Below are 24,554 nucleotides of genomic sequence, written 5' to 3' on the forward strand. Positions count from 1 at the left end.
CGCTGAAATCGCTCAGGAATTGTACACGAAAAAAAAAGCCTGGCATGCCAGGCTTCGGGAAGCTGTCAATGAGAGTGCTCGGGGCGCGGATGAAACGAGACAGGGCTGGCTACTGGTGACGGGGGGTGCCCCTGGTCCAGCCTGAAATTTCGGGTCCGTGTCTGCAGTTCGATCACCTGATTACGCAGCACATCCGAGGAACCGTTGAGCTCCTCCGCCATCGCCACGTTGCTTTGCGTGACCCGCTCCAGTTCGGACAGCGCCAGCGTGATCTGGGAAATGCCCTTCTCCTGCTCTGCGGTTGAGGTAGAAATTTCGTCCATTAACCGGCTGACGTTGCCGGAGCCGGTCACGATGTCACGCATATTCTTCTCCGCTTCCGACACTACGCTGGCACCCTGGGTGACATTACTGCTGGTAACGTCAATCAGCGTTTTGATGTTTTTCGCCGCCTCGGCGCTGCGGTGAGCCAGGTTTCGGACTTCCTCTGCGACCACGGAGAACCCTTTCCCGTGATCGCCCGCCCGCGCGGCCTCGACGGCCGCGTTAAGCGCCAGAATATTCGTCTGGAATGCAATCCCGTCGATCAGGGAGATAATTTCCGTCATCTGCTGCGCGCACTCGGTAATGGATTGCATATTGCTGGCAACCTGTTCCATTAGATCTCCGCCCTTGCGCGCCTGCAGCGTCGCGGCATTCGCCTGCTCGCTCGCCAGCCGGGTATTATCGGCATTGTTTCGGGTACTTGCCGCCATCTGCTCCATGCTTGCCGCAGTTTGCACCAAAGATGAAGACTGCTGCTCTGTTTTCACCGAGAGCTGAGCACTGCGGGAAGAGAGCTGATCCGACAAGGCCATGGCGTTTTGTGATGATGCCCTGATCTCACGCACCAGCGTAGCGATGTTGCTGGAAAGAGTATTAATCCCGGGAATTAATCGCCCCGCGCAGTTATTGCCAAACTCGGGGATAGAGACGCCTAAATTGCCTGCGGTCACTTCTTCAATACTTTTTTTCACAGTATTGATCGGCGTCACAAGAAACTTCGTCATATAACTCCAGAGCAAAAATAACGCAACGAAATTGACCAGATTAATCGAAACGAAAAGAGGAAGATTGCTGGAAAATAGAACAACGATACCTGCATTCACTAAAAACAGGCACAGCAAGAACCAGGCAATGAAGGTCCTGACACTAATATTTCTTAGCATGATTTTACCCACAACTTATATTTTGGTCGGCATTTAGATTTATAGCATTCACTTTTGCGTTTGTCCTCACATAATACGCTGGTTTCTCGTTTCGCCGTTACCCACCCTACATTTAACTTAAGTCAGATGAAAAAGGTGTTTTAGTAGAAATGTCATACCCCATATACTGTATTGCTGGTCCAAAGCCCCCTGAAGCGATACCATTATCTGCGGTACATGCACACATATTTAAGACGCTTTGCTACAATCTATCGACTATGTTTAGCAGTACTTAATGCATTAACATAAAGAATATATTTTATATTTCGGGTAAGTTTGACCTTTTATATAAGTGGCTCTTTTCCACGATAAATAACTAATATGGTTTGAATGCGCATGTTCGTTGCCAGATAAAGACGTGCCGGCAGGCAAAATCGGTAACCCTCTCAGGCGTGGGATTGCATAATGCTCAATATATCGTGGGACCCTGTGTTGATCGCTGTCTCTTATCTGGTGGCGTTTATCGCCTCCTTTGTGGCCCTGGACAGCGCCGGGAAAATTCCCCTTTCCAGCCGTAAAGCGTCTCTGTTCTGGCGCATTGCCGGCGGGATCACGCTGGGCATCGGGATCTGGTCAATGCACTTCATCGGTATGCTGTCGATGCAAATGCCGATGATGATGAGCTATGACCTATGGCTAACCCTTGCGTCTCTCGGCGTGGCGATCGTTGCCTCCACGATAGCAATAAATATTGCCGTTACGGGCAAACACCTCTCTCCCTTTCGGCTGTTCTTCGCCACGGTTATCCTCAGCGCTGGCGTGGTCGCTATGCACTATATCGGCATGGCCGCGTTGATGCTGGAAGGAAGCATCCTCTGGGATCGGCGCATTGTGGGTGTGTCCGTGATGATTGCCGTGGTCGCCTCCGGCGTGGCGCTGTGGCTGGCTTTTCGCCTTAGAGATAAGCACAAAGGGGTCTTTGTGACTCGCATTCTCGCCGCGTTAGTCATGGGCGCCGCCATTTGCGCGATGCACTATACGGGCATGAGCGCCGCGCATTTCCATGAGATGGCGCATACGCTCCCCGGCGGGGTCAGCGAGCTGGGGTTATCCATCTGGGTTTCCGTCACCACGCTCGCCCTGCTCGGCATGATGTTAATTATTTCGCTTATCGATTCGCACTGGCGGACCAGCCGGCTGACGGACAATCTGCGCCAACTCAACCGTCAGCTTGAGCTACAGGTTCGCTTTGACGCTCTCACCGGCCTCGCAAACCGCCAGCAGATGGATATCCGAATGCAGGATTGTCTGCACAGCGCCTTGTTAAGTAACAAACAATTTGCCGTGATTTTTCTGAATGTCGATCGCTTCAGACGCGTGAATGATACCTGGGGTCACAGCGTCGGTGATGAGTTATTAATTACCATTGCCCAGCGCATCACCTCCCTACTTACCCGTGAGATGACGCTGGCCAGGCTGGGTGGGGATGCCTTTATCCTGCTGGTTCCCGAATACGACGAAGAAAAGCTCACTACCCTGCTCACGACGCTGCTTGCGGATATGCGCCGCCCGCTTTCGCTTTGCGGACATACGCTGAGTACCACCCTCAGCGCGGGTGTAAGCCTTTATCCTCAGGATGGAGAAACGCTGCATGAACTGAAGTTTAAGGCGGATGCCGCCTTACACCACGTTAAGCAAGATGGTCGTAACGGCTGGGCGTTTTACCGCCCTGAGATGTCAACGGCGGTTCCGGCGCAGCCGGGTTTTCTGCAGGAACTTTATCAGGCGCTGGAAAGCGATCGGTTTGAACTGTGGTATCAGCCAACCTGGCATGCTAAAGAGAAGACAATCCACGGTTTTGAGGCTCTTCTGCGCTGGCGGCATCCAGAGCAAGGCGTTTTGCTGCCAGGTCTGTTTTTACCCACTCTGGAACAAACGGGTTTGATTATTCCGGTTGGCAACTGGGCTATTGAAGCCGCGTGTCGGCAGCTTCATTTCTGGACTGAACAAGGTTTCAGCCAGTGGACGTTATCGCTCAATTTATCCCCTGTTCAGTTCGAACAGCCGGATATCTTTCACATCGTGTCGTCCATGCTGGATAAATATAATCTGTCGCCCTCAAGGCTGATCCTGGAGGTCACGGAGAGTACCGCGCTAAAAAATCTCGATCGCAGCATCGAGCTGCTCAACGCCTTTAACCATGCGGGGATCACCGTCTCTATTGATGATTTTGGCACGGGCTATTCCAACCTGCTGATGCTGAGCGTTCTTCCGGCAAAAGAGCTTAAAATCGACAAGAGCTTTGTGTCCTCTATGCTGGGAAATGAAAAAAGCCGCAAGCTGGTGGAAACCATTATTAATATTGCCCGCACCATGGAGATGACTGTCGTTGCCGAGGGGATTGAAACGGACGAACAGCAGGCAATACTGACCAGCCTCGGCTGTGACTATCTCCAGGGCTACCTTTTCTCCCGCCCCTTGCCCGCTGAACAGGTTCCGTGGCTGCTGCTACAAAAAAACTCAGACAAACAAATTATACCCATAAGTAAAATTCAAACGGACCCCGAATTTATTTCACAAAAAAATCATGCCTGACGGGATTGAGTAGAGTATGTTTCAAGGGAGTCCATGCGGGTCAGTTCTGCCATGATTGCCAGGCGTATCGTGCCGATGAACAGGAAAATACTATGTCGCAAAATAGTTTTGATGCGCTTAATGCAATTAAAACGCCCGTGTGGCTCATTTCTCCTGTTTCGGAACAGATTATTTTTGCAAATGTGGCCGCAATACAGCTAACGGGTAATAAAACGCTGAATGACCTGCGTAAAGGGTCCTGTTCTGCAAGTGCGCAAACCGTACTGTCGATGTATGTTCCCGAACTGAAAAACGATCACGATATTGTCGAGATCTGGACAGTTAGCCGGGGCGGGCAGGACGTACCGATAAGCTGTCGCCTCTCCCTCACCCACGTCACGCCGGATGGTGATGTTATCGTTTTCGAAGGGATCTCTTCGCACGCCCCCTCAGGCCTGAAAGCCAGCCGTTCCGCAACCTATCAACGCAAAAAACAGGGGTTTTACGCCCGCTTTTTCCTGACCAACAGCGCACCAATGTTGCTAATTGATCCTGCCCGTGACGGGCAAATTGTCGATGCAAACCTGGCCGCGCTCAGCTTTTACGGTTATTCACATGATGAGATGTGCCAGAAGCACACCTGGGAAATTAACACGCTTGGCAGAGGCGTCATGCCCATCATGACGGAGATTGCCGCGCTGCCCGGCGGACATAAGCCGCTCAATTTTATTCACCGCCTTGCCGATGGCACCACCCGCCACGTCCAGACCTACGCGGGGCCCATTGAGATCTACGGCGACAAACTGATGCTGTGCATAATCCATGATATTACTGAGCAAAAGAGGCTTGAGCAGGAGCTGGAAAATGCTGCATTACGTGACTCGATGACGGGGTTACTCAACCGACGTCAGTTTTATAACGTTATCGACCAAACCAACCTGAGCCACCTCTCCGCCCAGCAGCAATTTAGCCTGCTGCTGGTGGATACCGATCATTTTAAAAACATCAATGACCTCTTTGGTCACCTGAAGGGTGATGAGGTGCTCATCGCCCTCTCCCGAACGCTGGAAGCCTGCAGCAGACAAGATGACCTGGTGTTCCGCTGGGGCGGTGAAGAGTTTATCATCCTGTTGCCGCGTACGTCTCTCGAAACGGCGCTGAAGATTGCCGAATCCGTACGTGCGGCAGTCACCCATATTACCCTCCCAGGCCTACCACGCTTTACCGTCAGTATTGGCGTGGCTCGGCATGACCCGGAAGAGAGTATTGACGCGCTGTTTAAACGTGTCGACGATGCGCTCTATCGCGCCAAAAACGACGGGCGTAATAAAGTCCTTGCGGCATGAAACTGGAGTATCGTGTAAAGCCCCGCTACAATGCCCAGCTTAAGTAAATTAACGACGGGTGGGTTGTGGCAACAATGGGAAAGACAGAAATAATACTCACCTTAATTATTTTATTGCTTATTATATTTGGCTTATGGTTTATTTTCAGCGGTGAGATTTGGTTTTTCGTTGAATATCTGGAAAACAGTCTCTACCCCACTTTTGACGCACTGTAGTGCATGTTTAATTTATTGTTTCACCTACCGAATTTGTCAGGTATCTGCATTGCCCTCAGCCACGTAAGATACGCGGCGTTATCCTCCAACAATGTTGATAACGAATCACTAAATCATTTGCTTATTTCGCCCGTTCTCTGACGGGCTTTTTTTATTTCCGGCTATTAAGCAAAATCAGGGTTTTCGCCCGTCAGTCACCATGTTGGTGTAGCACCGCTCTGCTCCAGTCATAAAAGGCGCGTACCGAAGGCGGGAGATAGCGGTTTTGTGGATAGACAAGCGAAAGCGGTAAATCGAAAGAGACGTCCTCCATACAGCGAACCAACGCCCCGCTCTTCAGATACGGTTCAGCCAGATAGCTGGCCACGCGAATTAATCCGAGCCCTTGAATTCCAGCCTGGATATAGGCGTCGGTGTCATCGACGAGCAGTGTCTCCTTCATGCGGATTGCACAATCGCCGTCATCACGCGTAAAAAACCAGTCAATGGTACGCCCGGTGCGGTGGTTCAGGTAGCCGACTGCGTAATGCTTTTCCAGTTGGTCGAGATTTTCCGGCTTACCACAGGCGGCTATATAGCCCGGAGAAGCCAGAACAACCCATCTGAAGTTCGCCAGAGGGCGCGCGACCAGCGTCGTTGAATCTTCGATCCTCCCGGTGCGGATCACGCAGTCATACCCTTCCTGAATAATGTCCTCCACGTTATCGCTGGAACAGAGTATCAGCTCCAGCTCGGGATACTGGCGGAGAAATTCAGGGAGACTGGGAAGAATGCAATGTCGGGCGAGAGACTGCGGCATCCCGACTTTAAAACGGCCTCTTGGCTGCGCGGATCTGCCGGGAAAGGAAGACTCCATTGTCGCAATATCCGCCAGCAGCCGTTTGCTCTCGTCATAGTAACGTCGGCCTTCTGCGGTCACGCTGAGTTTCCGGGTGGTGCGCTGTAAAAGCTGAATGCCCAGGTATGTCTCCAGCTCCTTAACGACCCGCGATACGGTTGAGCGCGGTAGCCCCAGCACTTCTGCCGCCCTGGCGAAGCTATGGGTTTCGACCACACAAACGTATACCCGCATTGATTCCAGTTTATCCATATTCCCACCGCGCCCGAAAAGATCGATTATCCCATTTTTACGAACAGTCTAACTTATGCTTGTCGTCTTATCGAATGCAGCCATCTGACATAACCTTGCTCAAGTTGAAGTAATCAAGCGATTAAACAAAGAGAGGCTCAGTATGAAAGAACGTGATATCACGACAGGCGAAAAAGTATTAGTGCTTGGTGCAGGACAATTGGGCGCTGCCGTGCTGGAGTATCTGGTTCCGGCAGTCACGCAGCGCGACGGCGCTGTCTCCGTTATCGTATCGCCCGGCTCCAGGGACAGCCGGGGTAAGCTTCAGTCCGAAACGCATCAAAAACTGGCTGATGCAGGGGCCAAATTTATCTCTGTCGATGTCGCTGCCAGCACGATTGACGCGTTAAAAAACCACTTCGCGGATTTTGATACTGTTATCAACTGCATGGGGTTTGTCGCTGGCGCGGGAACTCAGATAAAGATTACTCGCGCGGTACTGGAGGCTGGCGTTAAACGCTATTTTCCCTGGCAGTTTGGCGTGAATTACGATGTGGTAGGCAAAGGGAGCGGTCAGCCCGTCTGGGACGAGCAGTATGATGTCAGGACGCTACTGCGGGAACAGAACGCGACGGAATGGGTGATTGTTTCAACCGGCATGTTTACCAGTTTTCTCTTCGAACCGGCATTTGATGTGGTGAATTTATCCGAAAAAACCATTAATGCGCTCGGAGGATGGGACACACAGGTCACCGTGACATCACCTGCGGATATTGGCCGACTCACCACCGAAATTTATTTGCATCAGCCGCGGATCGTAAATGAAGTGATATTTGTCGCAGGTGAAACAACCTCATACGGAAAACTGGCAGAAACCGTTGAACGTGTGACCGGCCAAACGTTCACTAAAGACGTATTACCCCTCTCTGCGTTACTGGGTGAGCTGCGTTTGAAACCGGATGATACGATGACAGGCTATCGCACGGCCTTCGCCAGGGGAGACGGTGTATGGTGGCCGATGAAAGATACCTGGAATGTACAGAATAACCTGCCGACCCAGGATATAGCGTCATGGCTAAAAACCGTCATTTGAGGAAATCTCTTTTCAGGACGCTAATGAAAACTGGCGCTGTCAGCCGCGCCAGCTCTGGATTTAGCCGTGGTTACCTTGCGTTAACAGCAAGCCAGTACCGATTAGTGCTTTTCAATATATATCGTCCGGCTATATGCCACGTCTTCCGGGTTATTGATGGGGTAGCCCTTCACCCAGGGCTTAATCAGGCGACCGTTAGTGTACTGATAAATTGGCGCGATGGGCGCCTTCTCCATAAGGATTTTCTCCGCCATGTTGTAGTCCGCATTGCGCGCCTTCGCGGTGGTTTCCAGCGTCGCCTGCTGGACGATCTTATCGTAGGCAGGGTCATTAAAGCGGGAGATATTGCCGCTGTGAGTGGAGGTCAACAATGACAGGAACGTTGATGGTTCGTTGTAATCGCCCACCCATGAGGCGCGGATCACATCAAAGTTGCCCGTGTTACGGCTATCAATGTAGGTTTTCCACTCCTGGTTTTGCAGTTTGACATCCACACCGAGATTTTTCTTCCACATGGAGGCCACCGCAATCGCGATTTTCTGGTGGTTTTCCGAAGTGTTATACAGCAGGTTCAGCTTTAGCGGACGCTGAGGACCGTATCCTGCAGCCTGCAGCAAGGTTTTGGCCTGGGCGTTCAGCTCCTGCTGCGACATCTGCTCAAACGGCGAGGCGTCCGGAGTAAACCCTGCCGTCACGTCTGGGGTGAAGTGCCAGGCGGGCTTCTCCCCCGTCCCTAACACCTTCTCTGCCATGATACGACGGTCGATGCTCATACTCAGCGCCAGACGAACCCGTGCATCCGCCGTCGGGCCTTTTTGGGTGTTAAAGGCATAGTAATACGTTCCCAACTGAGGCGGCGTATAAACCTGTCCCGGAATGTCCTTCATGAGCTTCTGATACATGTTTTTTGGGAACGATTCGGTAATATCAATATCCCCTGCCAGGTAGCGTTTGGTCGCCGACGATTCCTGATTAATCGGCACGAAGGTCACCTTCTGCAGTACCGTTTTGGCATTGTCCCAGTAGTGCGTATTGGGCACCACAACCAGTTTTTCGTTCACCACGCGGTCCTTCAGAACGTAAGCCCCGTTCCCCACCAGCGCGCCCGGCCGCGTCCACTCTTTACCGCTTTCGACGTTAGCTTTTTGTACTGGATAAAAAGCAAAGTTCGCCGTCAGGTTGCTGAACCACGGCAGCGGTTTGTCCAGCTGAACGCGTAACGTTCTGGCGTCCACCGCCGTCACCCCCAGCGTATCGGGCGCGGCTTTGCCGTCAATAATGGCCTGCGCGTTATTAATTCCCGCCAGCGCGGCAAACCAGGCAAACGGAGAGGTGGTTTTCGGGTCAACCAGACGCTGCCAGCTGTAGACAAAATCCTGGGCGGTGACAGGGGAGCCGTCGGACCATTTCGCGTCATCGCGTAAGGTAAACATCCAGACGCGGTTATCGTTGCTCTGCCAGCGTGTCGCCACGCCCGGCGTCAGCTCCCCTTTCTCATTCTGATTAACCAGGCCTTCAAAGAGATCGCGAATCACCTGAATCTCTGGCAACCCCACGGCTTTCGCCGGGTCCAGCGAAGCCGGCTCGTCTTTAATATGCCTGACCAGCTCCTGTTTTTGCGCCAGCGCAGTGCCCTGCGGCACGTCAGCTGCGAAAGAAAGTGAAGAGAGCCCGCACAGGCACAGTGCGGCAAAAAGACGCGAAACAGGATGCTTCATAAGATCCCCTTTAATGAATTCAGGTATTAAGCAGATGCGTAATTATTTGTTTCGACAAAGAGAAATGCAAATAACTTACGCCTGAATAGTGATTTAAGGCAATTCTTAGCCATTACGGAAACTATTTGATTAACAGCGGGTTTTGCACAACACTGCCAGTAGTGACTTCTTTATCAGGATTTCGTATGGCAACCACCCGACCGAGAGCGGAACGCGGCGCCTTTCCGCCGGGCGCTGAGCAATATGGCCGCTCCTTTTTAGGCGCATCGCTGATCTGGTTCCCCGCCCCCGACGCAGACCGCGAAAGCGGCTTGATTCTTGCCGGCACGCACGGGGATGAAAACTCCTCCATCGTGACGCTTTCCTGCGCGCTGCGGACGCTGACGCCGTCATTACGGCGTCATCACGTGATTCTGGCGGTTAACCCGGACGGCTGCCAGCTGGGTCTTCGCGCCAATGCGCGAGGCGTTGACTTAAACCGTAATTTTCCATCAGCAAACTGGCGCGCCGGGGAAACGGTGTATCGCTGGAACAGCTCCGCCGAGGAGCGTGATGTGGTTCTGCTAACGGGAGATAAGCCGGGCTCAGAGCCGGAAACCCAGGCGCTGTGCCAGCTTATCCATAAGATCCATCCCGCGTGGGTGGTCTCCTTCCACGATCCGCTGGCCTGTATTGAAGATCCGCGTCACTCCGAGCTTGGCGCGTGGCTGGCAGACGCATTCGCCCTGCCGCTTGTGACCAGCGTGGGCTATGAAACGCCAGGCTCGTTCGGTAGCTGGTGCGCCGATTTGAGCCTGCCCTGCATAACCGCTGAATTCCCGCCGATCTCCTCCGACGAGGCCAGCGAAAAATACTTAAAAGCCATGGTGGATCTTTTACGCTGGCAGCCTCAGAGATGAAGCACGCCGCTGGTAAAATGGAGCGCGGGAGAGACGTCAACCGCCAGCCACGTCGGGCCGTCCAGATCGGCGAAACGGACCTGATTGACCAGCGGTAGCGCCGCGCCGATTGCCCGGGATGTACAGAGCATACAGCCCAGCATCAGTGAAAAACCTTGCGCCCGGGCTTCTGCCGCCAGGGCCAGCGCCTCTGTCAGCCCGCCGGTCTTGTCGAGCTTAATATTAATCATCTCGTAGCGGCCCTGCAGCTCGCTCAAGCTCGCGCGGGTATGACAGCTTTCATCCGCACAAACGGGCAACGGATGGATAAAGTTCTTCAGCGCCGCGTCATCTTTTGCTGGCAGAGGCTGCTCCAGCATGGCCACCCCCAGGTCGGCCAGCAGCTGACAGCGGGCGGCCAGCCCTTCTGGATGCCATGATTCATTGGCATCAACAATCAGCGTGGCTGAGGGTACCGCCGCGCGAATGGCAACCATACGCTCGCTAATCAGACGATCGTCGAGCTTCACCTTCAGCAGCCGGGCCCCGGCGTCATAAAGCGCTTTGGCGCTGGCGGCCATCTGTTCCGGCTCGCCAATCACTACCGTTTGCGCGGTAGCCACCGATTCCGGCAGCACCACGCCCAGTAATGTTGTCAGGGGTTGCTGCTGTTTCGCCGCCTCCAGACTCCAGAGCGCACTATCAATGGCGTTACGTGCGGCCCCGGCGGGCAAACGATGCTGTAATGCCTCGCGCGTGAGCCCGGTTTGCAGGTCTGGCACCAGCGTCATGATATGCGCCATCACTGACGCGAGGCTTTCACCATAGCGCGGGTAAGGCGTACACTCCCCTACGCCTTTAAAACCGCCCTCTTCGATTTCAACGACCACCACGCTGGCTTCGCTTCGGCTGCCGCGGGAGATCACAAACGGGGTATGCAATGGCCAGGCTTCTTCATAGACCTTAACGCTTCTCATCACTGACTCCTTGCAGCCCGGAAAGGCGAAAAAATTTGGTTTGCCGTGTTATCCGCGGATGGCATACACTAGCCCCGACGTTAACTATATGTAAACAGGAAGATATCTATGTCACAACTCGTTCATTTCCAGGGCAACCCGGTTGCTGTTGCAGGTTCCATTCCGCAGGCTGGCAGCAAAGCGCAGGCTTTTACTCTGGTGGCTAAAGATCTGTCTGACGTCACACTGGCTCAGTTTGCGGGCAAACGCAAAGTGCTGAACATTTTCCCGAGCATTGATACCGGTGTTTGCGCCGCATCCGTGCGTAAGTTCAACCAGCTGGCAACTGAAATGGACAACACCGTTGTGCTGTGCATTTCTGCTGACCTGCCGTTCGCCCAGTCTCGCTTCTGCGGTGCTGAAGGCCTGAGCAACGTTATCACCCTCTCCACCCTGCGCAGCCCGGATTTCCTCGAAAACTACGGCGTCAGCATCGCCGAAGGCCCTCTGAAAGGCCTGGCAGCACGCGCGGTACTGGTTCTTGATGAAAACGACACTGTCGTCTTCAGCGAACTGGTTAATGAAATCACTACCGAGCCGGATTACACCGCCGCGCTGGAAAAGCTGAAAGCATAATCACTACTTAGCATTCTATACCGCTTTTTCAAAACCTCGCTATGGCGGGGTTTTTTATTAGTTACACGCTGAATCGTTAAAGCAATAATGAGCTTGCGTCACAAAATTAACGCAAATAAGTTTCAGGAATTCAGCAAAATAGCGATCAGACCCGCATATTGATCGTTAAACAATCCTGAATTTACCCTCAGTGAGGCGCATCACATTTCCCTTATCGCCAAAACATTAGATTTGCTTACGAAGTTAAATAATCGTTTCAGCAAAAAGGGATAAATATGAAAATAAAACTGGCTTTAACGCTCCTTTCGGTACTGGTTTCGGGCCAGGCCGCAGCAAAAACCTGGGTGCTGACAAGCGCTGAAAGCAGCGTGGAAAAAGGAAACTGGAAGATTTCCAGCGATGAGCTGAAAATTAACGATCGAACGTTCAGCATCGAGCAAAAAGTGTTGCACGGCGGCAAGCAGGAAGGCAGTAAAGCGATCGTTATTAGCAGTAAAAACGGCCTGACCATCACCTTAAGCCCGACGCGCGGGATGAACCTTCTGCATGTGGAGGGCTTTGGCACCAGGCTGGGCTGGAACTCCCCCGTTAAAGAGGTCGTTAATCCGGCGTATATCAATCTGGAAAGCCGAAACGGACTTGGCTGGCTGGAAGGTTTCAACGAGATGATGGTCCGCTGTGGCTACGAATGGACGGGGCACCCGGTCACCGCTGACGGCCAGATTTACACCCTGCATGGCAAGGCGGGGAATACACCGGCATCCCAGGTGGAGGTAGAAATTGCGGATGCTGCCCCGCATGAAATTCGTATTCGCGGTCTCATCAAAGAAAGCACCTTTAAAAAAGCGGATCTGCAAACCATGACCGAACTGCGTTACGTTCCAGGAACCAACCAGTTCAGCCTGCATGACGTTCTGACGAACCATGCCGATTACCCTCATGACTATCAGATTATCTACCACAGCAACTTCGGGGCGCCTGTCCTCGAAGAAGGCGCGCGCTTCCTTGCCCCGGCGGCAAGCGTGAGCCCGTTCAATGATTACGCGAAAGCGGGCGTTAACGACTGGCAAACCTACGCCGGGCCGACAAAAGGCTTTGATGAGATGGTCTTTAACATCAAACCGCTTGCGGACAGCAATCATGAAACCCTCGCGGCGGTGGTGAATAAAGCCGGTGACAAAGGCGCGTCAATTCAGTTTGATACCCGCCAGCTGCCCGTGCTGACCCTGTGGAAAAATACCGATACGCCAAAACAGGGCTACGTCACGGGGATTGAGCCAGGCACCAGCTATGCCTACCCCGTCACCATTGAACGCGAGCAGAAGCGGGTTAAGCAGCTCCAACCAGGCGCCAGCGCTCAGTTTGACCTGACCTATACCCTGCTACACAGCGCGCAGCAGGTGAAGGACGTCGAAAGCAGGATTGCGTCGATTCAGGGCGAGACAAAAACAGAGATCGTGACCACGCCGCTGGCGAAGGAATAAACATTAAAAAAGCCTCTTTACAGAGGCTTTTTGTTATTCGTCACCTTTCTTATGATTCAATCCATACTCACGTAGCTTATTCGCAATCGCGGTATGCGAGACGCCAAGCCGTTTTGCCAGTTTGCGGGTGCTGGGGTAGCTGCGGTACAGCTGCGTCAGCACGGAGCGCTCGAAGCGGCTGGTGATATCATCCAGCGAGCCTTCCATCGCTTCTTCGCCTACCGATACCGTCCCGGCGTCGTAATCCGGCAACAGAATGTCCTGAGGGCGCAGTTCATACCCTTCCAGCTGGGTCAGCGCGCGATAAACGGCGTTTTTAAGCTGACGAATGTTGCCCGGCCAGCCGTAGCGCATTAACACCGTGCCGAGATCTGCAGACAGTTTCGGACGTGGAACGCCCTGCTCGTCGGCAAAGCGGGCCACAAACAGTTCCGTTAGCGGCATGATGTCCTGCGGACAATCGCGCAGCGGTGGAATGTTCAGCGTCAGGACGTTGAGGCGGTAGTAGAGATCTTCACGGAAGATCCCCTTTTGCACCAGCTCCACCAGGTTCTTCTGGGTGGCGCAAATGACGCGCACGTCCACATGCACTTCGTGATCCTCACCGACGCGGCGGAAGGTGCCGTCGTTCAGGAAACGCAGCAGTTTAGCCTGCATACGCGGCGACATTTCGCCTATCTCGTCCAGCAGCACGGAGCCGCCGTTGGCCTGCTCGAAGAACCCTTTCTTGCCTTCCGGCGCGTGTCCAAACAGCTCGCTTTCGACGGCATCTTCTGGAATAGAGGCACAGTTAAGCGCCAGATACGGTTTAGCCGCACGCGGGCTTGCCAGGTGCACGGCGTGCGCCAGCAGATCTTTCCCGGTACCGGTATCGCCGGTAATCAGCAGCGGCGCGGTCAGACTGGCAAGCTTGCGCGCCTGGTCAACCACGTGGCGCATTTTCGGGCTGACGGCAATAATCTGGCTGAATGCGCCAACGTCCTGGCTGGAGAGGTTTTGCAGCTGGCGCCCCATGCGTAGCGTCGAGCGCAGCATGATCACCGCCCCGGTCAATACGCGACTATTTCCTTCTCCTTTCAGATAGACCGGTGTGATCTCCATCAGGAAATTCTGCCCGTTAATCACCACATGCTCGCTGTGCGTATTCTGCGGGTTGCTGTCCAGCCAGCGCTGGAAGTTAAAACCGGGGATCAGCTGCGCGGCGTGGTGGCTGCTGAGCTTCTCCTGGCTCTGCGCGAAAAGCTGGCAGCTCGCGTGGTTAACGCGCTCGACTTTACTTTTAAGATCCAAAGAGAGGAACGGCTCGGGCATCGCTTCAAGCAGCGCGCTCAGGGCGAGGTGCTCACGTTCGGAGGGCATCCAGGGTATGGTGCGTACATCCGTAACGCCAGCGATACGGCGGATTTCCGCCATCAGGCTGCTGAAGGTGTTAAATTCAATTTCGGCAAAATTGAGGTAAATTCGCCCGACAGGATCGATCTCAATGCCACGTAAATCAATGCTACGTAAAACAAGAAGATCGAGTAATTCGCGGGTCAGACCGAGACGGTCTTCACAGAAGACTTCAAGACGCATGGGAAATTCACCGTTTTAAGCCAATAACGTTAAAATGATATGTCAGAACTCGGTGAACCGGAAGATGACTGTCAACAAATATTGACAGCCAGCACGATTAGTAAACAAAGCCTTAAGGAGACGGTTTTTTATTGAGCGTTTCTTTCAGCTGACCTATCAGTTCACGCCTGAAATCCCCCAGCCGCGGCTTATCGCCATCAATCCACGGCAGCGGACGGCACACCTCCATCGCTTTGATACCCAAACGCGCCGTCAGCAAGCCCGCGCCAATGCCCTGAGCTGCACGGGCTGAAAGACGCGCCGCCAGATCCTGCGACATCCAGTCCATTCCCACTTCGCGCACCAGCTCGCTCGCGCCCGCAAACGCGATATTGAGCAGGACCAGTTTGAACAGCCTGAGCCGGCTGTAGTAACCCAGCTCTATGCCGTAAAGGTTCGCGATACGGTTGATGAGGCGCAGGTTACGCCAGGCGATAAAGGCCATATCCACCAGCGCCAGCGGGCTGACGGCAATCATCAGCGTGGATTCCGCCGCCGAGCGGCTAATCTCACGTCGTGCCTGGGCATCCAGTACCGGCTGAACCATATGGGAGTAGAGCGTGACCACCTCCCGGTCGTTCTGGGTTTCATGGATGGCGGCGTACCAGCGCTGGAGCGCCGGATGCGACTGATCGATACCGGCCTGACTGGCCAGTTTTTCACAGAAGGCGCGGCCTTTGCCAGTGCCGTGGCTGTGGAGGAGATCCCGCGCTTCATCGCGCTCGTGCGCGCGCTGTCGCAAACGCCAGAGGCGGTGCCACTCGGTGGCAACCGACCCGACGCCCGCCCCCACGATGAGCGCGCCCGCGGCACATCCGCCCAGCGCGACCCAGTCCTGGGTTTGCCAGGCGTTCATCGCCCACTGGACGCCCTGCCCGACCACGCTGACGCCAAACAGCGCCAGACCGGCGGTGACCATCTTGCGCCACAGGCTGCGTTTAGGACGCAGAGCGGCTTCTACGACCGCCTCCGCCGGACCGTCTTCGACGGCGGGATCGTCCGGCAGCGCCGGGGCAAAGTTCTCCGCCTGCGCGCCGCTGAACGTCTGCGCCGTTTTAAAGGCGTCCTGACGCTCGGGCTCAAGCGTTCCGGTAAAGTCTATGCGCGGTTTTAAGGGTTCCGTCATCGCAGTTTATCTCCAATCAAAAACTCCAGCGCCGCATCCAGACGGATATGCGGTAACGGCCGATCGACGCTCATGGTCTGAGGGCGGAAGGCTTCAAACTGGAAGCCCTGGCTCTGCCAGAAGGCCTGGCCCGGCAGCCGCGCGGGGACTTCGCCGGGATAGACGGTAAGCGGCTCGCCGTCACTGAGTCGATTCCCGCGTAATGCTGGTATTTTCTCGCCGTTAAGGTCAATCAGGCCGCTTTGGGTCGCCTGCACCGATGCGAGCCCAAGACAATCCATACTGATGCCTTCGAACGCGGCGTTTTGCCAGGCGTCCTGCACCAGCTGCTGCAGCAGAGAAACCATGTTGGCGTGCTGATCGACCGTAACGTGATCGGCTTTTGTGGCCGCAAACAGCAGCTTGTCGATCACCGGTGAGAACAGACGACGAAACAGCGTCCGCTGCCCGTAGTGGAAACTCTGCATCAGCTGCGTCAGCGCGAGGCGCATATCGTTAAATGCCTGCGGCCCGCTGTTGAGCGGCTGCAGGCAATCCACCAGCACAATCTGGCGGTCGAAACGTAAAAAGTGGTTTTTATAAAAACCTTTGACCACCTTTTCGCAGTAGTAATTGTAACGCTCGCGCAGCATGCCGGCATTCGTGTGTTTGTCGGCCTGTGCCAGCTTCGACTCGCCTGCGCCGTCCACATCCGGCCACGGGAAGAACTGCAGCGCGGGCGCGCCTGCTAAATCACCCGGCAAGACAAAACGGCCCGGCTGGATGAAGTGCAGCCCTTCCTGTTTGCACTGATGCAGATAGTCCGTCCAGGCTTCAGCAATGGTCGCCAGACGGTTTTCGTCCGCAGGCGCCAGCGGATCAAGGCCCTCGCACAGCTGTCGCCATTTCGTTGACCACTCTGCGCGTTGCCCTTGCAACAAGCCCGTCATCTGGCGGGACCAGCTGAGGTAGTCCTGCGCCAACATCGGCAGGTCGAGCAGCCATTCGCCGGGATAATCGACGATTTCCAGATACAGGGTTGAGGTATCCTTAAAGTGACGTATCAGCGATTCATTAGAACGAAAGCGCAGCGCAAGGCGAATTTCACTGACGCCTCGCGTTGGCGTCGGCCACGCGGGCGGATCGCCGTAAAGCTGCGCCAGCCCTTCGTCGTAGGTGAAACGCGGTATGCCAAAATCACGCTGAGGAACGCGCTTAACGCCCAGCAGACGCTCCTCGCGCACGGCGCTGAGCAACGGCAGCCGCGCGCCGGCGTGCAGATTCAGCAACTGGTTTACCATCGCGGTGATGAACGCCGTCTTACCGCTGCGGCTCAGGCCGGTGACGGCCAGACGCAGATGTCGATCAACGCCGCGGTTCACCAGAGAATTGAGTTCGTTCTTAAATCGCTTCATCGCCATCCTTCATTGCCCGGAAGCCAGGAATGTATGGCTTCAGAATACAATAAATGGGGGCAGATCGTTGATTATCAATTCTTATTTATTGCTATTGCCGTTTTCTCTCCAGTAAGATGAACGACATTGCTGTCAGTCCGGAGTGAGTAAGGTGTATGTCACCCACCATCTATGATATCGCACGGGTTGCGGGCGTATCGAAATCAACCGTTTCCCGCGTTCTGAATAAACAAACGAATATTTCCCCTGAAGCGCGAGACAAAGTGCTTAAGGCGATAGACGAATTAAATTATCAGCCCAACAAACTGGCCCGCGCCCTGACCTCTTCTGGCTTTGATGCCATTATGGTTATTTCGACCCGCTCGACCAAAACTACTGCCGGTAACCCTTTTTTCTCCGATGTTCTTCACGCCATTACGGCAAAAGCGGAAGAGGAAGGGTTTGACGTTATTTTACAAACCTCGAAAAGCAGTGAGGACGATCTGCAGAAGTGCGTGGGAAAAATAAAGCAGAAGATGATCAAAGGGATCATCATGCTGAGTTCACCCGCAAACGAATCTTTTTTCACCACGCTGGACGAATACGGTGTGCCCGTAGTGGTTATTGGAAAAGTAGAAGGAAAGTTCCAGAATATTTATTCTGTTGATACGGACAATTTTCACGACAGCGCTATTCTGGTCGATTCGTTTATTAAACATGGGCGAACAAAAATTGCCTGTCTGCATGCCCCGCTCGATTATCACGTTTCTATCGATCGCCTTGCGGGTTATAAATCCAGCCTTGAGAAGCAGGGTATCGACATAAACCCGGACTGGGTCATTGATGGCGGATATACCCATGAAAGCGCGCTCCAGGCAGCCTGCAAATTACTCTCGTCTGACAACCCGCCCAATGCCGTTTTTGCTACTGACAGTATGAAATTGTTGGGTCTTTATCGTGCAGCGGATGAGTTAAATTTGATGGTTCCCGAGCAGGTTGCTATGGCAGGCTACAGCGATCCGATGCTGTCTCTCGTTTTAACCCCTGCGCCAGGCGGGTTTGATATTCCGACAAGAAAGCTCGGCGAAGAGAGCTGCAACGTGTTGTTTAAGCGTATTGCGGGTAAACCTGCGCCGCATAAGATTTTGGTTGATACGCATTTTTCGGATGCGGCGTCCTTGCGCTAAAAACCAGGGGCAATCGCCCCTGGTAAATCATGATCAGAACGCGTAGTTCACGCCGACACCTGCGTAGTGGAAGCGATCGCTCTCACCTTCATCATGGTTTTCCCATTCGTAGGCATATTCCAGCGTCATGGATAAACCGTTGTTAAAATCATAGGCGTACAGCATACCCAGACGGTTGAAATCATGTCCTTCACGCGTCGGATCGTCCTGCCAGTCCCAGTTTGACCAGCGATCGAGTCCCAGACGGGTATAAGGCGTTAACGTCGTCTGGCCTAACGAAATCGGCAGGTAGGCACGAATTTCCTGGGTAGAAAACTCGCCGTTATTACGTGAGCTGTCCATATTGAAGCCGCGCTCTAAATAATAATTTACTTTCGCAGAGAACGTTTCGTTGATGGTCCAGGTAAAACCGGTTTCGGTCTCGACGCGGCTGTCAGAATAACCGGTTTTATCCAGATCGTTGGCAAACTGATACATGGCAAACCAGCCGCCAAAGCGCCAGTCGTCGGTTAATTTAATATCCCAGTCAGGCTGAACTTTGTAACGCTGCATATTAGCGCTGCCGTCTTTGGCACCGTGTTCATCTTTAAAGTGATAACCATAATTGCGGAAGCCACCGGTCAGACCGAACGTAAAATCATCGGTGCCGATAAAGCGATAGCGCAATTCAAATTCCGGGCGATCGAAATAGGTGCCACGCGTCATGCTGCTATAATCAACCGGCCCTTCCTGATACATTGCCAGAGAGATTGTCCAGGCATCCCATGTTGCATTAAACCATACGGAGGGTTCATATAATCCATCTTTATCGTCGCTCTGACCTTCGACGTTTTCAATTTCATACATGGCACCGATATTAAACGCCCACTGCTTTGCGGGTTCTGTTGCTTGCGCGCAGCTAACCCCTGCGCACAGAACGAGCGCAGCACTTCTTAGTAGAGTACTCATTAAATATTCCCTTTATAATTAACAAACAAAAAAAACCGGAAATTTGCATTTCCGGCAAACACCTTTCTTATCTAATAGCCGCTTCGGTATCGGCGTCGAAGAAATGGCACTTATTCATATCGAACTGAATGCCGATAGTATCTCCGGCTACGTAGTCATTGGCCGCGCCTGCGCGGACAACCAGTTCATGTCCGCCCACGGTGGCATAAAGCATAAATTCGGCACCGGTAAGCTCAGCGACACTGACTTTCGCCGCGATATCTTCTCCGCTGCTCTGCAGGGTAAGAATGTCTTCCGGACGGATCCCGAAGACGACCGCTTTACGCTGGTAACCTTGCGCATTCAACTCGGCCAGCTTGTCCTCAGGGATCTCCAGACGCAGCGTTTCCGTTACGAAATAGCGATCGTCGATAGCACCACGAATGAAGTTCATTGCCGGAGAGCCAATGAACCCTGCGACAAACATATTGGCCGGCTCGTTGTATACCTGCTTCGGCGCACCCACCTGCTGAATGATGCCGTCTTTCAGGATCACGATGCGGGTCGCCATCGTCATGGCTTCCGTCTGGTCGTGCGTAACATAGATCATGGTGGTGTTAAGCTTCTGGTGCAGCTTGCTGATTTCGGCACGCATCTGCACGCGAAGCTTGGCATCGAGGTTGGATAACGGCTCATCCATCAGGAAGACGCCCGCCTCGCGCACGATCGCCCTGCCCAGCGCCACGCGCTGGCGCTGACCACCCGATAAAGCGCCAGGTTTACGCTTCAGGTATTCGCGTAGCCCTAAAATCTGCGCCGCCCAGTTCACGCGTTCTTCAATCACCGCGGGCGCTATTTTTTGCATTTTCAGGCCAAACGCCATGTTGTCGTAGACCGTCATATGCGGATAAAGCGCATAGTTCTGGAATACCATCGCGATATCACGCGATTTGGCAGGCACGTCATTCATGCATACGCCGTCGATAATCAGTTCACCCGCGCTGATCTCCTCAAGACCGGCAATCATTCGCAGCGTCGTGGATTTACCGCAGCCCGACGGACCGACGAAAACAATAAACTCTTTGTCTTCAATTTCGAGGTTGAAATCCTTAACCACGTGGACCTGGTTATCATAGATTTTCTGAATATGTTTCAGAGAAAGTTGAGCCATAATTTATTCCTTATCAATACGCCCGGGACGCCCAGAATTCTGTCAGGCATTTCCAGGTCAGTTCCCGCGTTGAATGAAGTTGTAATCCCGCATGGTTAAGGCCAGGCCCAATCCCGACCGACAGCATTCCTGCGGCGTTGATTGCTTCAACACCCGCAGCGGCATCTTCAATGCCAATCGCCTCTTCAGGACGCACGTTCAGCCCCGCACAGGCCGCAAGGAAGATCTCCGGGTCAGGCTTTGAACGGCAAATGCGGGAAGCATCAGCACAAAAATCGAAGGCCTGATGAATGCCCAGCGCGTGCAAAATCCCTGGGGCATTGAGCGATACGGATGCCAGCCCAATCTTGACCTTCGCGGCACGGATCTCCGCCAGCACGTCGCGGATCCCCGGTAGCAGAGAATCCTGCGTCAGTGATGCCAGCGACTGGACGTAAAGCGCATTTTTTTTCGTCGCCAGTGCAAGGCATTGCTCCTCACTAAACATCCCCTCTTTTCCGCCGTGCTTCAGAATGCGCTGGAGGGAATCCATGCGGCTTATTCCCTTCAGCTGTTCGTTAAACACTTCGTCGAAGGTGATGCCAATTTCCTCCGCCACGGCACGCCAGGCCAGAAAGTGAAGATGCGCGGTATCGGTGATCACACCGTCCAGATCGAATACAACAGCCTTAAGCGTCATGTTGCCCCTCCGTGGTAGCGGTCCCATTCACGGACGCAAGAAAATCGTTATACGCGAAGACTTCTCGCTCCGGGATATGTAGCGTTTTGCCCCACAGCGTCAGCGTGGCAGGCGCCGTGGTTTCGATGGTTAACACCTCGTTTTCATACGTGAAGTGCATTGCTGCGTTCCGCCACCGCAGCGGGAAAGCGAGCTTCTGCCAGTGAGCAGGCAGTTTTGGCGCGAGATGCAGTTCCCCTTCAATGATCCGCAGGCCAGCAAATCCCTGAATTGCGCCAGACCAGATCGCACCGGTTGCCGCGGCATGAATGCCCTCATCGCTGCTGTGCGGATCCTCGCCCAAATCAATGGCGATGCCATCGCGCCAGAAGGCATAGGCCCCCTGCGTGTCACCGCAGCGTGCGAGCACAATCCCGTGAATGGCCTTGCTCAGGGACGAATCATGGATCGTGCGTGGCTCATAGAACGCCAGATTGGCGGCGCATTGCTGTGGCGTAAACCGTTCTGGCAGCAGGTAGTTAAGCATCACCACATCGGCCTGCTTAAGGATCTGCATCTCGTTCACTTCCGCGCGGGAATAATCGAGCAGAATCGTCTGCTTACCCGCTTTGGCTTTGTAGCGGCTCAGATCGATGGCAGGTTTTGCCATGAAGGTATCATCCTGCGGGATCACACCGTCTGCATCGGCCTCCGGTAGCCATAAGCGCGCCAGGAACTGCGCGGCATTCTCCGTAAAACGCTCATCCTCACGCCCAAACATCGCCATAAACTGGCGCGCGCAGGCAACGTTGTGCCAGGCCAGATAGTTGGTGTAAGCGTTGTTGTTCACGTGCTCGGTGTATTCGTCCGGTCCGATCACGTCATGGATTTCCAGACGACCATTGACGTCCGTTGCGCGTCCCATCCAGAACAAAGCCGTTTCCATCAGCAGCGTCAGGCCTTCGTTACGCATAAAGGCGTCATCATGCGTCGCCTGCCAGTAAGCGACGACGGCCCAGGCAATATCAGCCACGATGTGATGCTCAGCAAGTGCGGAAGCCACCTTCTGGCGTACCCCGGTGCGGATGTTGATTGCCGCGAACTCCGGCGTCTCTTCCTCTCCGCTTGCGGCGCTTTCCCATGGGAACAACGCGCCCGGCCAGCCGTTACGACGGGCTTTTTCCCGTGCGCCAGCCAGATTAAGCCAGCGATAGCGCAGCAGGCTGCGGGCAACCTGCGGGCGGGTAAACAGATGGAAAGGCAGCAGGAAAATTTCGGTATCCCAGAAGACGTGGCCCTTGTACCCCTCACCCGTCAGCCCTTTTGCGGCGATACTGCTTCGTTCATCATGGGCTGGCGTCATTGCGGTGAGATGCCAGACGGCATAATCCAGCGCCATCTGATCCTGATGTTCAGCGGAGGTCACTTCCACCCGCGCGTCACGCCAGACGTTTTTCCACGCATACGCTGAGCTTTCAAGCAATGCGTCGTAGCCTCTTGCGGCAGAGACTTTGAGATCGGCCAGCGCGTTGCGCGCGAAAGACTCCTGGGAGAGTGCTTTATCACTGCGATGCGTCAGCCAGACGATTTTCTCAAGCGTGACAGTGTCACCCTGCGCAATCGTCAGCGAATGGTGAACGCTGAGACGACGATTTTTGGCGGTGAAGCAGCTGTCGCTCTTAGCGGAGAGCTGACAAAACGCCGAAACAACAACCTCCGACGCCCGATCCTGCGTTTCATACATCCCCTGCATATAGTGCTGATCAAAGACCCTGACCGAGATTTCATCCAGATGCTGTCTGCCGCTGTTCGTTTGCGTTGCGTCGATGCCGGTTTTCAGCACAGCCTGCGTGGCGCCATCAAGAGGCGTGATCGCGAGCTGCATAGCCACTAAAGGCAGCTGGTCCAGCGATACAAAACGACGGCTCTCCAGCCGATAGCACTTGCCGTCGGGCGAACGCCAGACAACGTTACGATGCAGTTCGCCGTTTGCAAAGGCCAGCTCGCGCTGCCACTCAAGAATTTCCCCTGAAAGGAGCGTGAAATTGACGCCGTCCAGCTCTACATCAATACCGGTGATATCCGGCAGATTGACCAGCTCGGTGGTCTCGTTGCGCCCCGCGCGATGATACAGCCCAGCGAGATACATGCCTCTGGTCTGCTGGGTGTACTCTTCTTCATGCGCGGCGCGAATGCCCATGTTGCCATTGCCGCATGCCATGATGGAGGCGTATTTATTCAGGCTGTGTGGACAAAAGCCCGGATCGGTTAATACAGAGACGTTCAGCATAGTGTTACGCTTTCCCCTGTTTCTGCGGATTCATAAAGCGCGCCAACAAGCTGCTGAATTACCAGTCCCTGTTCTGCATCGGCAATCATCACGGGCTCTCCCAGCACGTGACGTACGAAGGCATCCATGCTGCGCAGATGGCGCTGATCGTCCGCCTCTTCGCGCTGGGTAAGGGTTTCTAAAACACCGGCCTCGTCGTTGTAGATGTGCGCCGGGAACAGCGTTGCCCCCGCCTTTTCACCGCAGAAAGAGACGTTCATGATTGACTGCTCGCGAATGTTAAGCGCAAAGGAGGTGTCCAGACGCAAAATGCCGCCGTTGCAGAATTCAATCGTGCCAAACAGCGCATCTTCCACGGTAAATTGCGCAGGATCCCACTCGCCAAACTGACCGGTGCTTTTACGGTTTCCCAGCCTCTGGAAGCTGTGCGCAGTCACCCGTTTTACCGCCGGGAAACCCAGGACATACATTGCGGCGTCGAGCATATGAATGCCGATATCAATCAGCGGTCCACCGCCCTGTAGCGATTTGTTGGTAAAAACGCCCCACCCCGGCACACCGCAGCGACGCAGCGCCTGCGCTGAGGTAAAGTAAACCTCACCGAGCGTTCCGTTCATTACCGCATCGCGCAGCAGTTGGGTATCCAGGGCAAAGCGATGGTGAAAATCATAGGCCAGAACTTTTCCTGCCTTGCGCGCCGCGATACGCATCTCATCAGCCTGCTGCGGCGTCATCGCCGGGGGCTTTTCACACATCACATGGCAACCCGCCTCGAGCGCCGCCATCACATGTTCAAAATGGAACCGGTTGGGCGAACAGACGCTCACCACATCCGGTTTTATTGCCTGCAACATCTCGTGAGCGTCCTGCCATGCCGATGGAATAGCATAACGTTCCGCGAACGCCTGTGCCTGCTCAAGGCGGCTGTCCATGACAGCCACCATTTGAACATCACTGCGCGTGGCGTAATACGAGGCATGCACTTTGTCCGCGACCTGCCCGGCGCCAATAATGGCGACGCGCAGAGGCGAAGGTGTAGAAGCACTCATCAC

General features: G+C 54.2%; 20 protein-coding genes. 8 read left to right on the top strand and 12 right to left on the bottom strand.

Annotation, left to right across the window (positions count from 1 at the left end; genetic code table 11):
• Positions 1 to 65: 65 nt before the first annotated feature.
• Entirely contained in the window at positions 66 to 1,208 is a 1,143-nt protein-coding gene (locus INF73_RS13840; protein WP_193542350.1) for a methyl-accepting chemotaxis protein, read from the bottom strand.
• 444 nt (positions 1,209 to 1,652) lie between these two features.
• Here INF73_RS13840 and INF73_RS13845 point away from each other — a divergent pair, with 444 nt between their 5' ends.
• From INF73_RS13845 to INF73_RS13855, 3 genes are all read left to right on the top strand, one after another.
• Positions 1,653 to 3,782 (top strand): bifunctional diguanylate cyclase/phosphodiesterase, encoded by a 2,130-nt coding sequence (locus tag INF73_RS13845; protein ID WP_193542305.1) that lies wholly within the window; start codon positions 1,653 to 1,655, stop codon positions 3,780 to 3,782.
• Between the two features lie 92 nt (positions 3,783 to 3,874).
• Positions 3,875 to 5,107 (top strand): sensor domain-containing diguanylate cyclase, encoded by a 1,233-nt coding sequence (locus INF73_RS13850; protein ID WP_193542307.1) that lies wholly within the window; start codon positions 3,875 to 3,877, stop codon positions 5,105 to 5,107.
• Between the two features lie 74 nt (positions 5,108 to 5,181).
• Positions 5,182 to 5,322 carry an Ecr family regulatory small membrane protein gene (locus INF73_RS13855; RefSeq protein WP_032644880.1) on the top strand — a complete coding sequence of 47 codons (141 nt, stop codon included), beginning with the start codon at positions 5,182 to 5,184 and terminating at the stop codon, positions 5,320 to 5,322.
• Positions 5,323 to 5,512: 190 nt separating this feature from the next.
• On the opposite strand, the gene INF73_RS13860 is transcribed toward INF73_RS13855, so the two are convergent.
• Positions 5,513 to 6,412 (bottom strand): LysR family transcriptional regulator, encoded by a 900-nt coding sequence (locus tag INF73_RS13860; protein ID WP_193542309.1) that lies wholly within the window; start codon positions 6,410 to 6,412, stop codon positions 5,513 to 5,515.
• Between the two features lie 142 nt (positions 6,413 to 6,554).
• On the opposite strand from INF73_RS13860, the gene INF73_RS13865 reads away from it, so the two are divergent.
• A complete protein-coding gene (locus INF73_RS13865; protein ID WP_193542311.1) occupies positions 6,555 to 7,484 on the top strand; it encodes an aromatic alcohol reductase in 930 nt (309 codons plus the stop codon).
• A 101-nt stretch (positions 7,485 to 7,585) separates the two neighbouring features.
• Here INF73_RS13865 and INF73_RS13870 read toward each other — a convergent pair whose 3' ends face one another.
• Positions 7,586 to 9,202: an ABC transporter substrate-binding protein gene (locus tag INF73_RS13870; protein ID WP_047368679.1), complete on the bottom strand. Its 1,617-nt coding sequence runs from the start codon at positions 9,200 to 9,202 to the stop codon at positions 7,586 to 7,588.
• A gap of 185 nt (positions 9,203 to 9,387) precedes the next feature.
• Here INF73_RS13870 and mpaA point away from each other — a divergent pair, with 185 nt between their 5' ends.
• Positions 9,388 to 10,101 (top strand): murein tripeptide amidase MpaA, encoded by a 714-nt coding sequence (gene mpaA, locus INF73_RS13875; RefSeq protein ID WP_028013357.1) that lies wholly within the window; start codon positions 9,388 to 9,390, stop codon positions 10,099 to 10,101.
• On the opposite strand, the gene ycjG is transcribed toward mpaA, so the two are convergent.
• On the bottom strand, positions 10,092 to 11,057 hold the full coding sequence (gene ycjG / locus INF73_RS13880; protein ID WP_193542313.1) for an L-Ala-D/L-Glu epimerase: 966 nt from the start codon (positions 11,055 to 11,057) through the stop codon (positions 10,092 to 10,094). The genes mpaA and ycjG overlap by 10 nt on opposite strands.
• 108 nt (positions 11,058 to 11,165) lie before the next feature.
• Here ycjG and tpx point away from each other — a divergent pair, with 108 nt between their 5' ends.
• Both tpx and INF73_RS13890 read left to right on the top strand, forming a co-directional pair.
• Positions 11,166 to 11,672, top strand: coding sequence for a thiol peroxidase (tpx, locus tag INF73_RS13885; RefSeq protein ID WP_041909703.1), 507 nt, complete (start codon positions 11,166 to 11,168; stop codon positions 11,670 to 11,672).
• A 275-nt stretch (positions 11,673 to 11,947) separates the two neighbouring features.
• A complete protein-coding gene (locus tag INF73_RS13890; RefSeq protein WP_045260643.1) occupies positions 11,948 to 13,156 on the top strand; it encodes an aldose 1-epimerase family protein in 1,209 nt (402 codons plus the stop codon).
• A 33-nt stretch (positions 13,157 to 13,189) separates the two neighbouring features.
• Here INF73_RS13890 and tyrR read toward each other — a convergent pair whose 3' ends face one another.
• From tyrR to INF73_RS13905, 3 genes are all read right to left on the bottom strand, one after another.
• On the bottom strand, positions 13,190 to 14,731 hold the full coding sequence (gene tyrR / locus INF73_RS13895; RefSeq protein ID WP_028013361.1) for a transcriptional regulator TyrR: 1,542 nt from the start codon (positions 14,729 to 14,731) through the stop codon (positions 13,190 to 13,192).
• A 112-nt stretch (positions 14,732 to 14,843) separates the two neighbouring features.
• Positions 14,844 to 15,896: a YcjF family protein gene (locus tag INF73_RS13900; protein WP_193542315.1), complete on the bottom strand. Its 1,053-nt coding sequence runs from the start codon at positions 15,894 to 15,896 to the stop codon at positions 14,844 to 14,846.
• Positions 15,893 to 17,290, bottom strand: coding sequence for a YcjX family protein (locus tag INF73_RS13905; protein WP_045260646.1), 1,398 nt, complete (start codon positions 17,288 to 17,290; stop codon positions 15,893 to 15,895). The genes INF73_RS13900 and INF73_RS13905 overlap by 4 nt, the downstream gene beginning before the upstream one ends.
• A 155-nt stretch (positions 17,291 to 17,445) precedes the next feature.
• Here INF73_RS13905 and INF73_RS13910 point away from each other — a divergent pair, with 155 nt between their 5' ends.
• Positions 17,446 to 18,456: a LacI family DNA-binding transcriptional regulator gene (locus INF73_RS13910; protein ID WP_028013364.1), complete on the top strand. Its 1,011-nt coding sequence runs from the start codon at positions 17,446 to 17,448 to the stop codon at positions 18,454 to 18,456.
• A 33-nt stretch (positions 18,457 to 18,489) separates the two neighbouring features.
• Here INF73_RS13910 and INF73_RS13915 read toward each other — a convergent pair whose 3' ends face one another.
• The 5 genes from INF73_RS13915 to INF73_RS13935 all read right to left on the bottom strand — a co-directional run bounded on the left by INF73_RS13915 (position 18,490) and on the right by INF73_RS13935 (position 24,554).
• Positions 18,490 to 19,404 (bottom strand): OmpG family monomeric porin, encoded by a 915-nt coding sequence (locus INF73_RS13915; RefSeq protein ID WP_028013365.1) that lies wholly within the window; start codon positions 19,402 to 19,404, stop codon positions 18,490 to 18,492.
• Between the two features lie 67 nt (positions 19,405 to 19,471).
• Positions 19,472 to 20,554, bottom strand: coding sequence for an ABC transporter ATP-binding protein (locus tag INF73_RS13920; RefSeq protein WP_041909689.1), 1,083 nt, complete (start codon positions 20,552 to 20,554; stop codon positions 19,472 to 19,474).
• Between the two features lie 13 nt (positions 20,555 to 20,567).
• Positions 20,568 to 21,233 (bottom strand): beta-phosphoglucomutase, encoded by a 666-nt coding sequence (pgmB, locus tag INF73_RS13925; RefSeq protein WP_048956152.1) that lies wholly within the window; start codon positions 21,231 to 21,233, stop codon positions 20,568 to 20,570.
• Positions 21,223 to 23,502 (bottom strand): glycoside hydrolase family 65 protein, encoded by a 2,280-nt coding sequence (locus INF73_RS13930; protein ID WP_193542317.1) that lies wholly within the window; start codon positions 23,500 to 23,502, stop codon positions 21,223 to 21,225. The genes pgmB and INF73_RS13930 overlap by 11 nt, the downstream gene beginning before the upstream one ends.
• Entirely contained in the window at positions 23,496 to 24,554 is a 1,059-nt protein-coding gene (locus INF73_RS13935; protein ID WP_193542319.1) for a Gfo/Idh/MocA family protein, read from the bottom strand. The genes INF73_RS13930 and INF73_RS13935 overlap by 7 nt, the downstream gene beginning before the upstream one ends.

The organism is Enterobacter cloacae complex sp. P6RS (assembly GCF_014982245.1).
GTDB classification, from domain to species: Bacteria; Pseudomonadota; Gammaproteobacteria; order Enterobacterales; family Enterobacteriaceae; genus Enterobacter; species Enterobacter bugandensis.

Excerpts from the sequence above, each read along its gene's own strand:
- INF73_RS13855 (WP_032644880.1), top strand. The coding sequence starts at position 5,182 with ATGGGAAAGACAGAAATAATACTCACCTTAATTATTTTATTGCTTATT.
- INF73_RS13890 (WP_045260643.1), top strand. The coding sequence starts at position 11,948 with ATGAAAATAAAACTGGCTTTAACGCTCCTTTCGGTACTGGTTTCGGGC.
- pgmB (WP_048956152.1), bottom strand. The coding sequence starts at position 21,233 with ATGACGCTTAAGGCTGTTGTATTCGATCTGGACGGTGTGATCACCGAT.
- INF73_RS13860 (WP_193542309.1), bottom strand. The coding sequence starts at position 6,412 with ATGGATAAACTGGAATCAATGCGGGTATACGTTTGTGTGGTCGAAACC.
- mpaA (WP_028013357.1), top strand. The coding sequence starts at position 9,388 with ATGGCAACCACCCGACCGAGAGCGGAACGCGGCGCCTTTCCGCCGGGC.
- INF73_RS13905 (WP_045260646.1), bottom strand. The coding sequence starts at position 17,290 with ATGAAGCGATTTAAGAACGAACTCAATTCTCTGGTGAACCGCGGCGTT.
- INF73_RS13910 (WP_028013364.1), top strand. The coding sequence starts at position 17,446 with ATGTCACCCACCATCTATGATATCGCACGGGTTGCGGGCGTATCGAAA.
- INF73_RS13865 (WP_193542311.1), top strand. The coding sequence starts at position 6,555 with ATGAAAGAACGTGATATCACGACAGGCGAAAAAGTATTAGTGCTTGGT.
- INF73_RS13915 (WP_028013365.1), bottom strand. The coding sequence starts at position 19,404 with ATGAGTACTCTACTAAGAAGTGCTGCGCTCGTTCTGTGCGCAGGGGTT.
- INF73_RS13900 (WP_193542315.1), bottom strand. The coding sequence starts at position 15,896 with ATGACGGAACCCTTAAAACCGCGCATAGACTTTACCGGAACGCTTGAG.
- INF73_RS13850 (WP_193542307.1), top strand. The coding sequence starts at position 3,875 with ATGTCGCAAAATAGTTTTGATGCGCTTAATGCAATTAAAACGCCCGTG.
- INF73_RS13930 (WP_193542317.1), bottom strand. The coding sequence starts at position 23,502 with ATGCTGAACGTCTCTGTATTAACCGATCCGGGCTTTTGTCCACACAGC.
- INF73_RS13845 (WP_193542305.1), top strand. The coding sequence starts at position 1,653 with ATGCTCAATATATCGTGGGACCCTGTGTTGATCGCTGTCTCTTATCTG.
- tyrR (WP_028013361.1), bottom strand. The coding sequence starts at position 14,731 with ATGCGTCTTGAAGTCTTCTGTGAAGACCGTCTCGGTCTGACCCGCGAA.
- INF73_RS13870 (WP_047368679.1), bottom strand. The coding sequence starts at position 9,202 with ATGAAGCATCCTGTTTCGCGTCTTTTTGCCGCACTGTGCCTGTGCGGG.
- INF73_RS13920 (WP_041909689.1), bottom strand. The coding sequence starts at position 20,554 with ATGGCTCAACTTTCTCTGAAACATATTCAGAAAATCTATGATAACCAG.
- tpx (WP_041909703.1), top strand. The coding sequence starts at position 11,166 with ATGTCACAACTCGTTCATTTCCAGGGCAACCCGGTTGCTGTTGCAGGT.
- INF73_RS13840 (WP_193542350.1), bottom strand. The coding sequence starts at position 1,208 with ATGCTAAGAAATATTAGTGTCAGGACCTTCATTGCCTGGTTCTTGCTG.
- ycjG (WP_193542313.1), bottom strand. The coding sequence starts at position 11,057 with ATGAGAAGCGTTAAGGTCTATGAAGAAGCCTGGCCATTGCATACCCCG.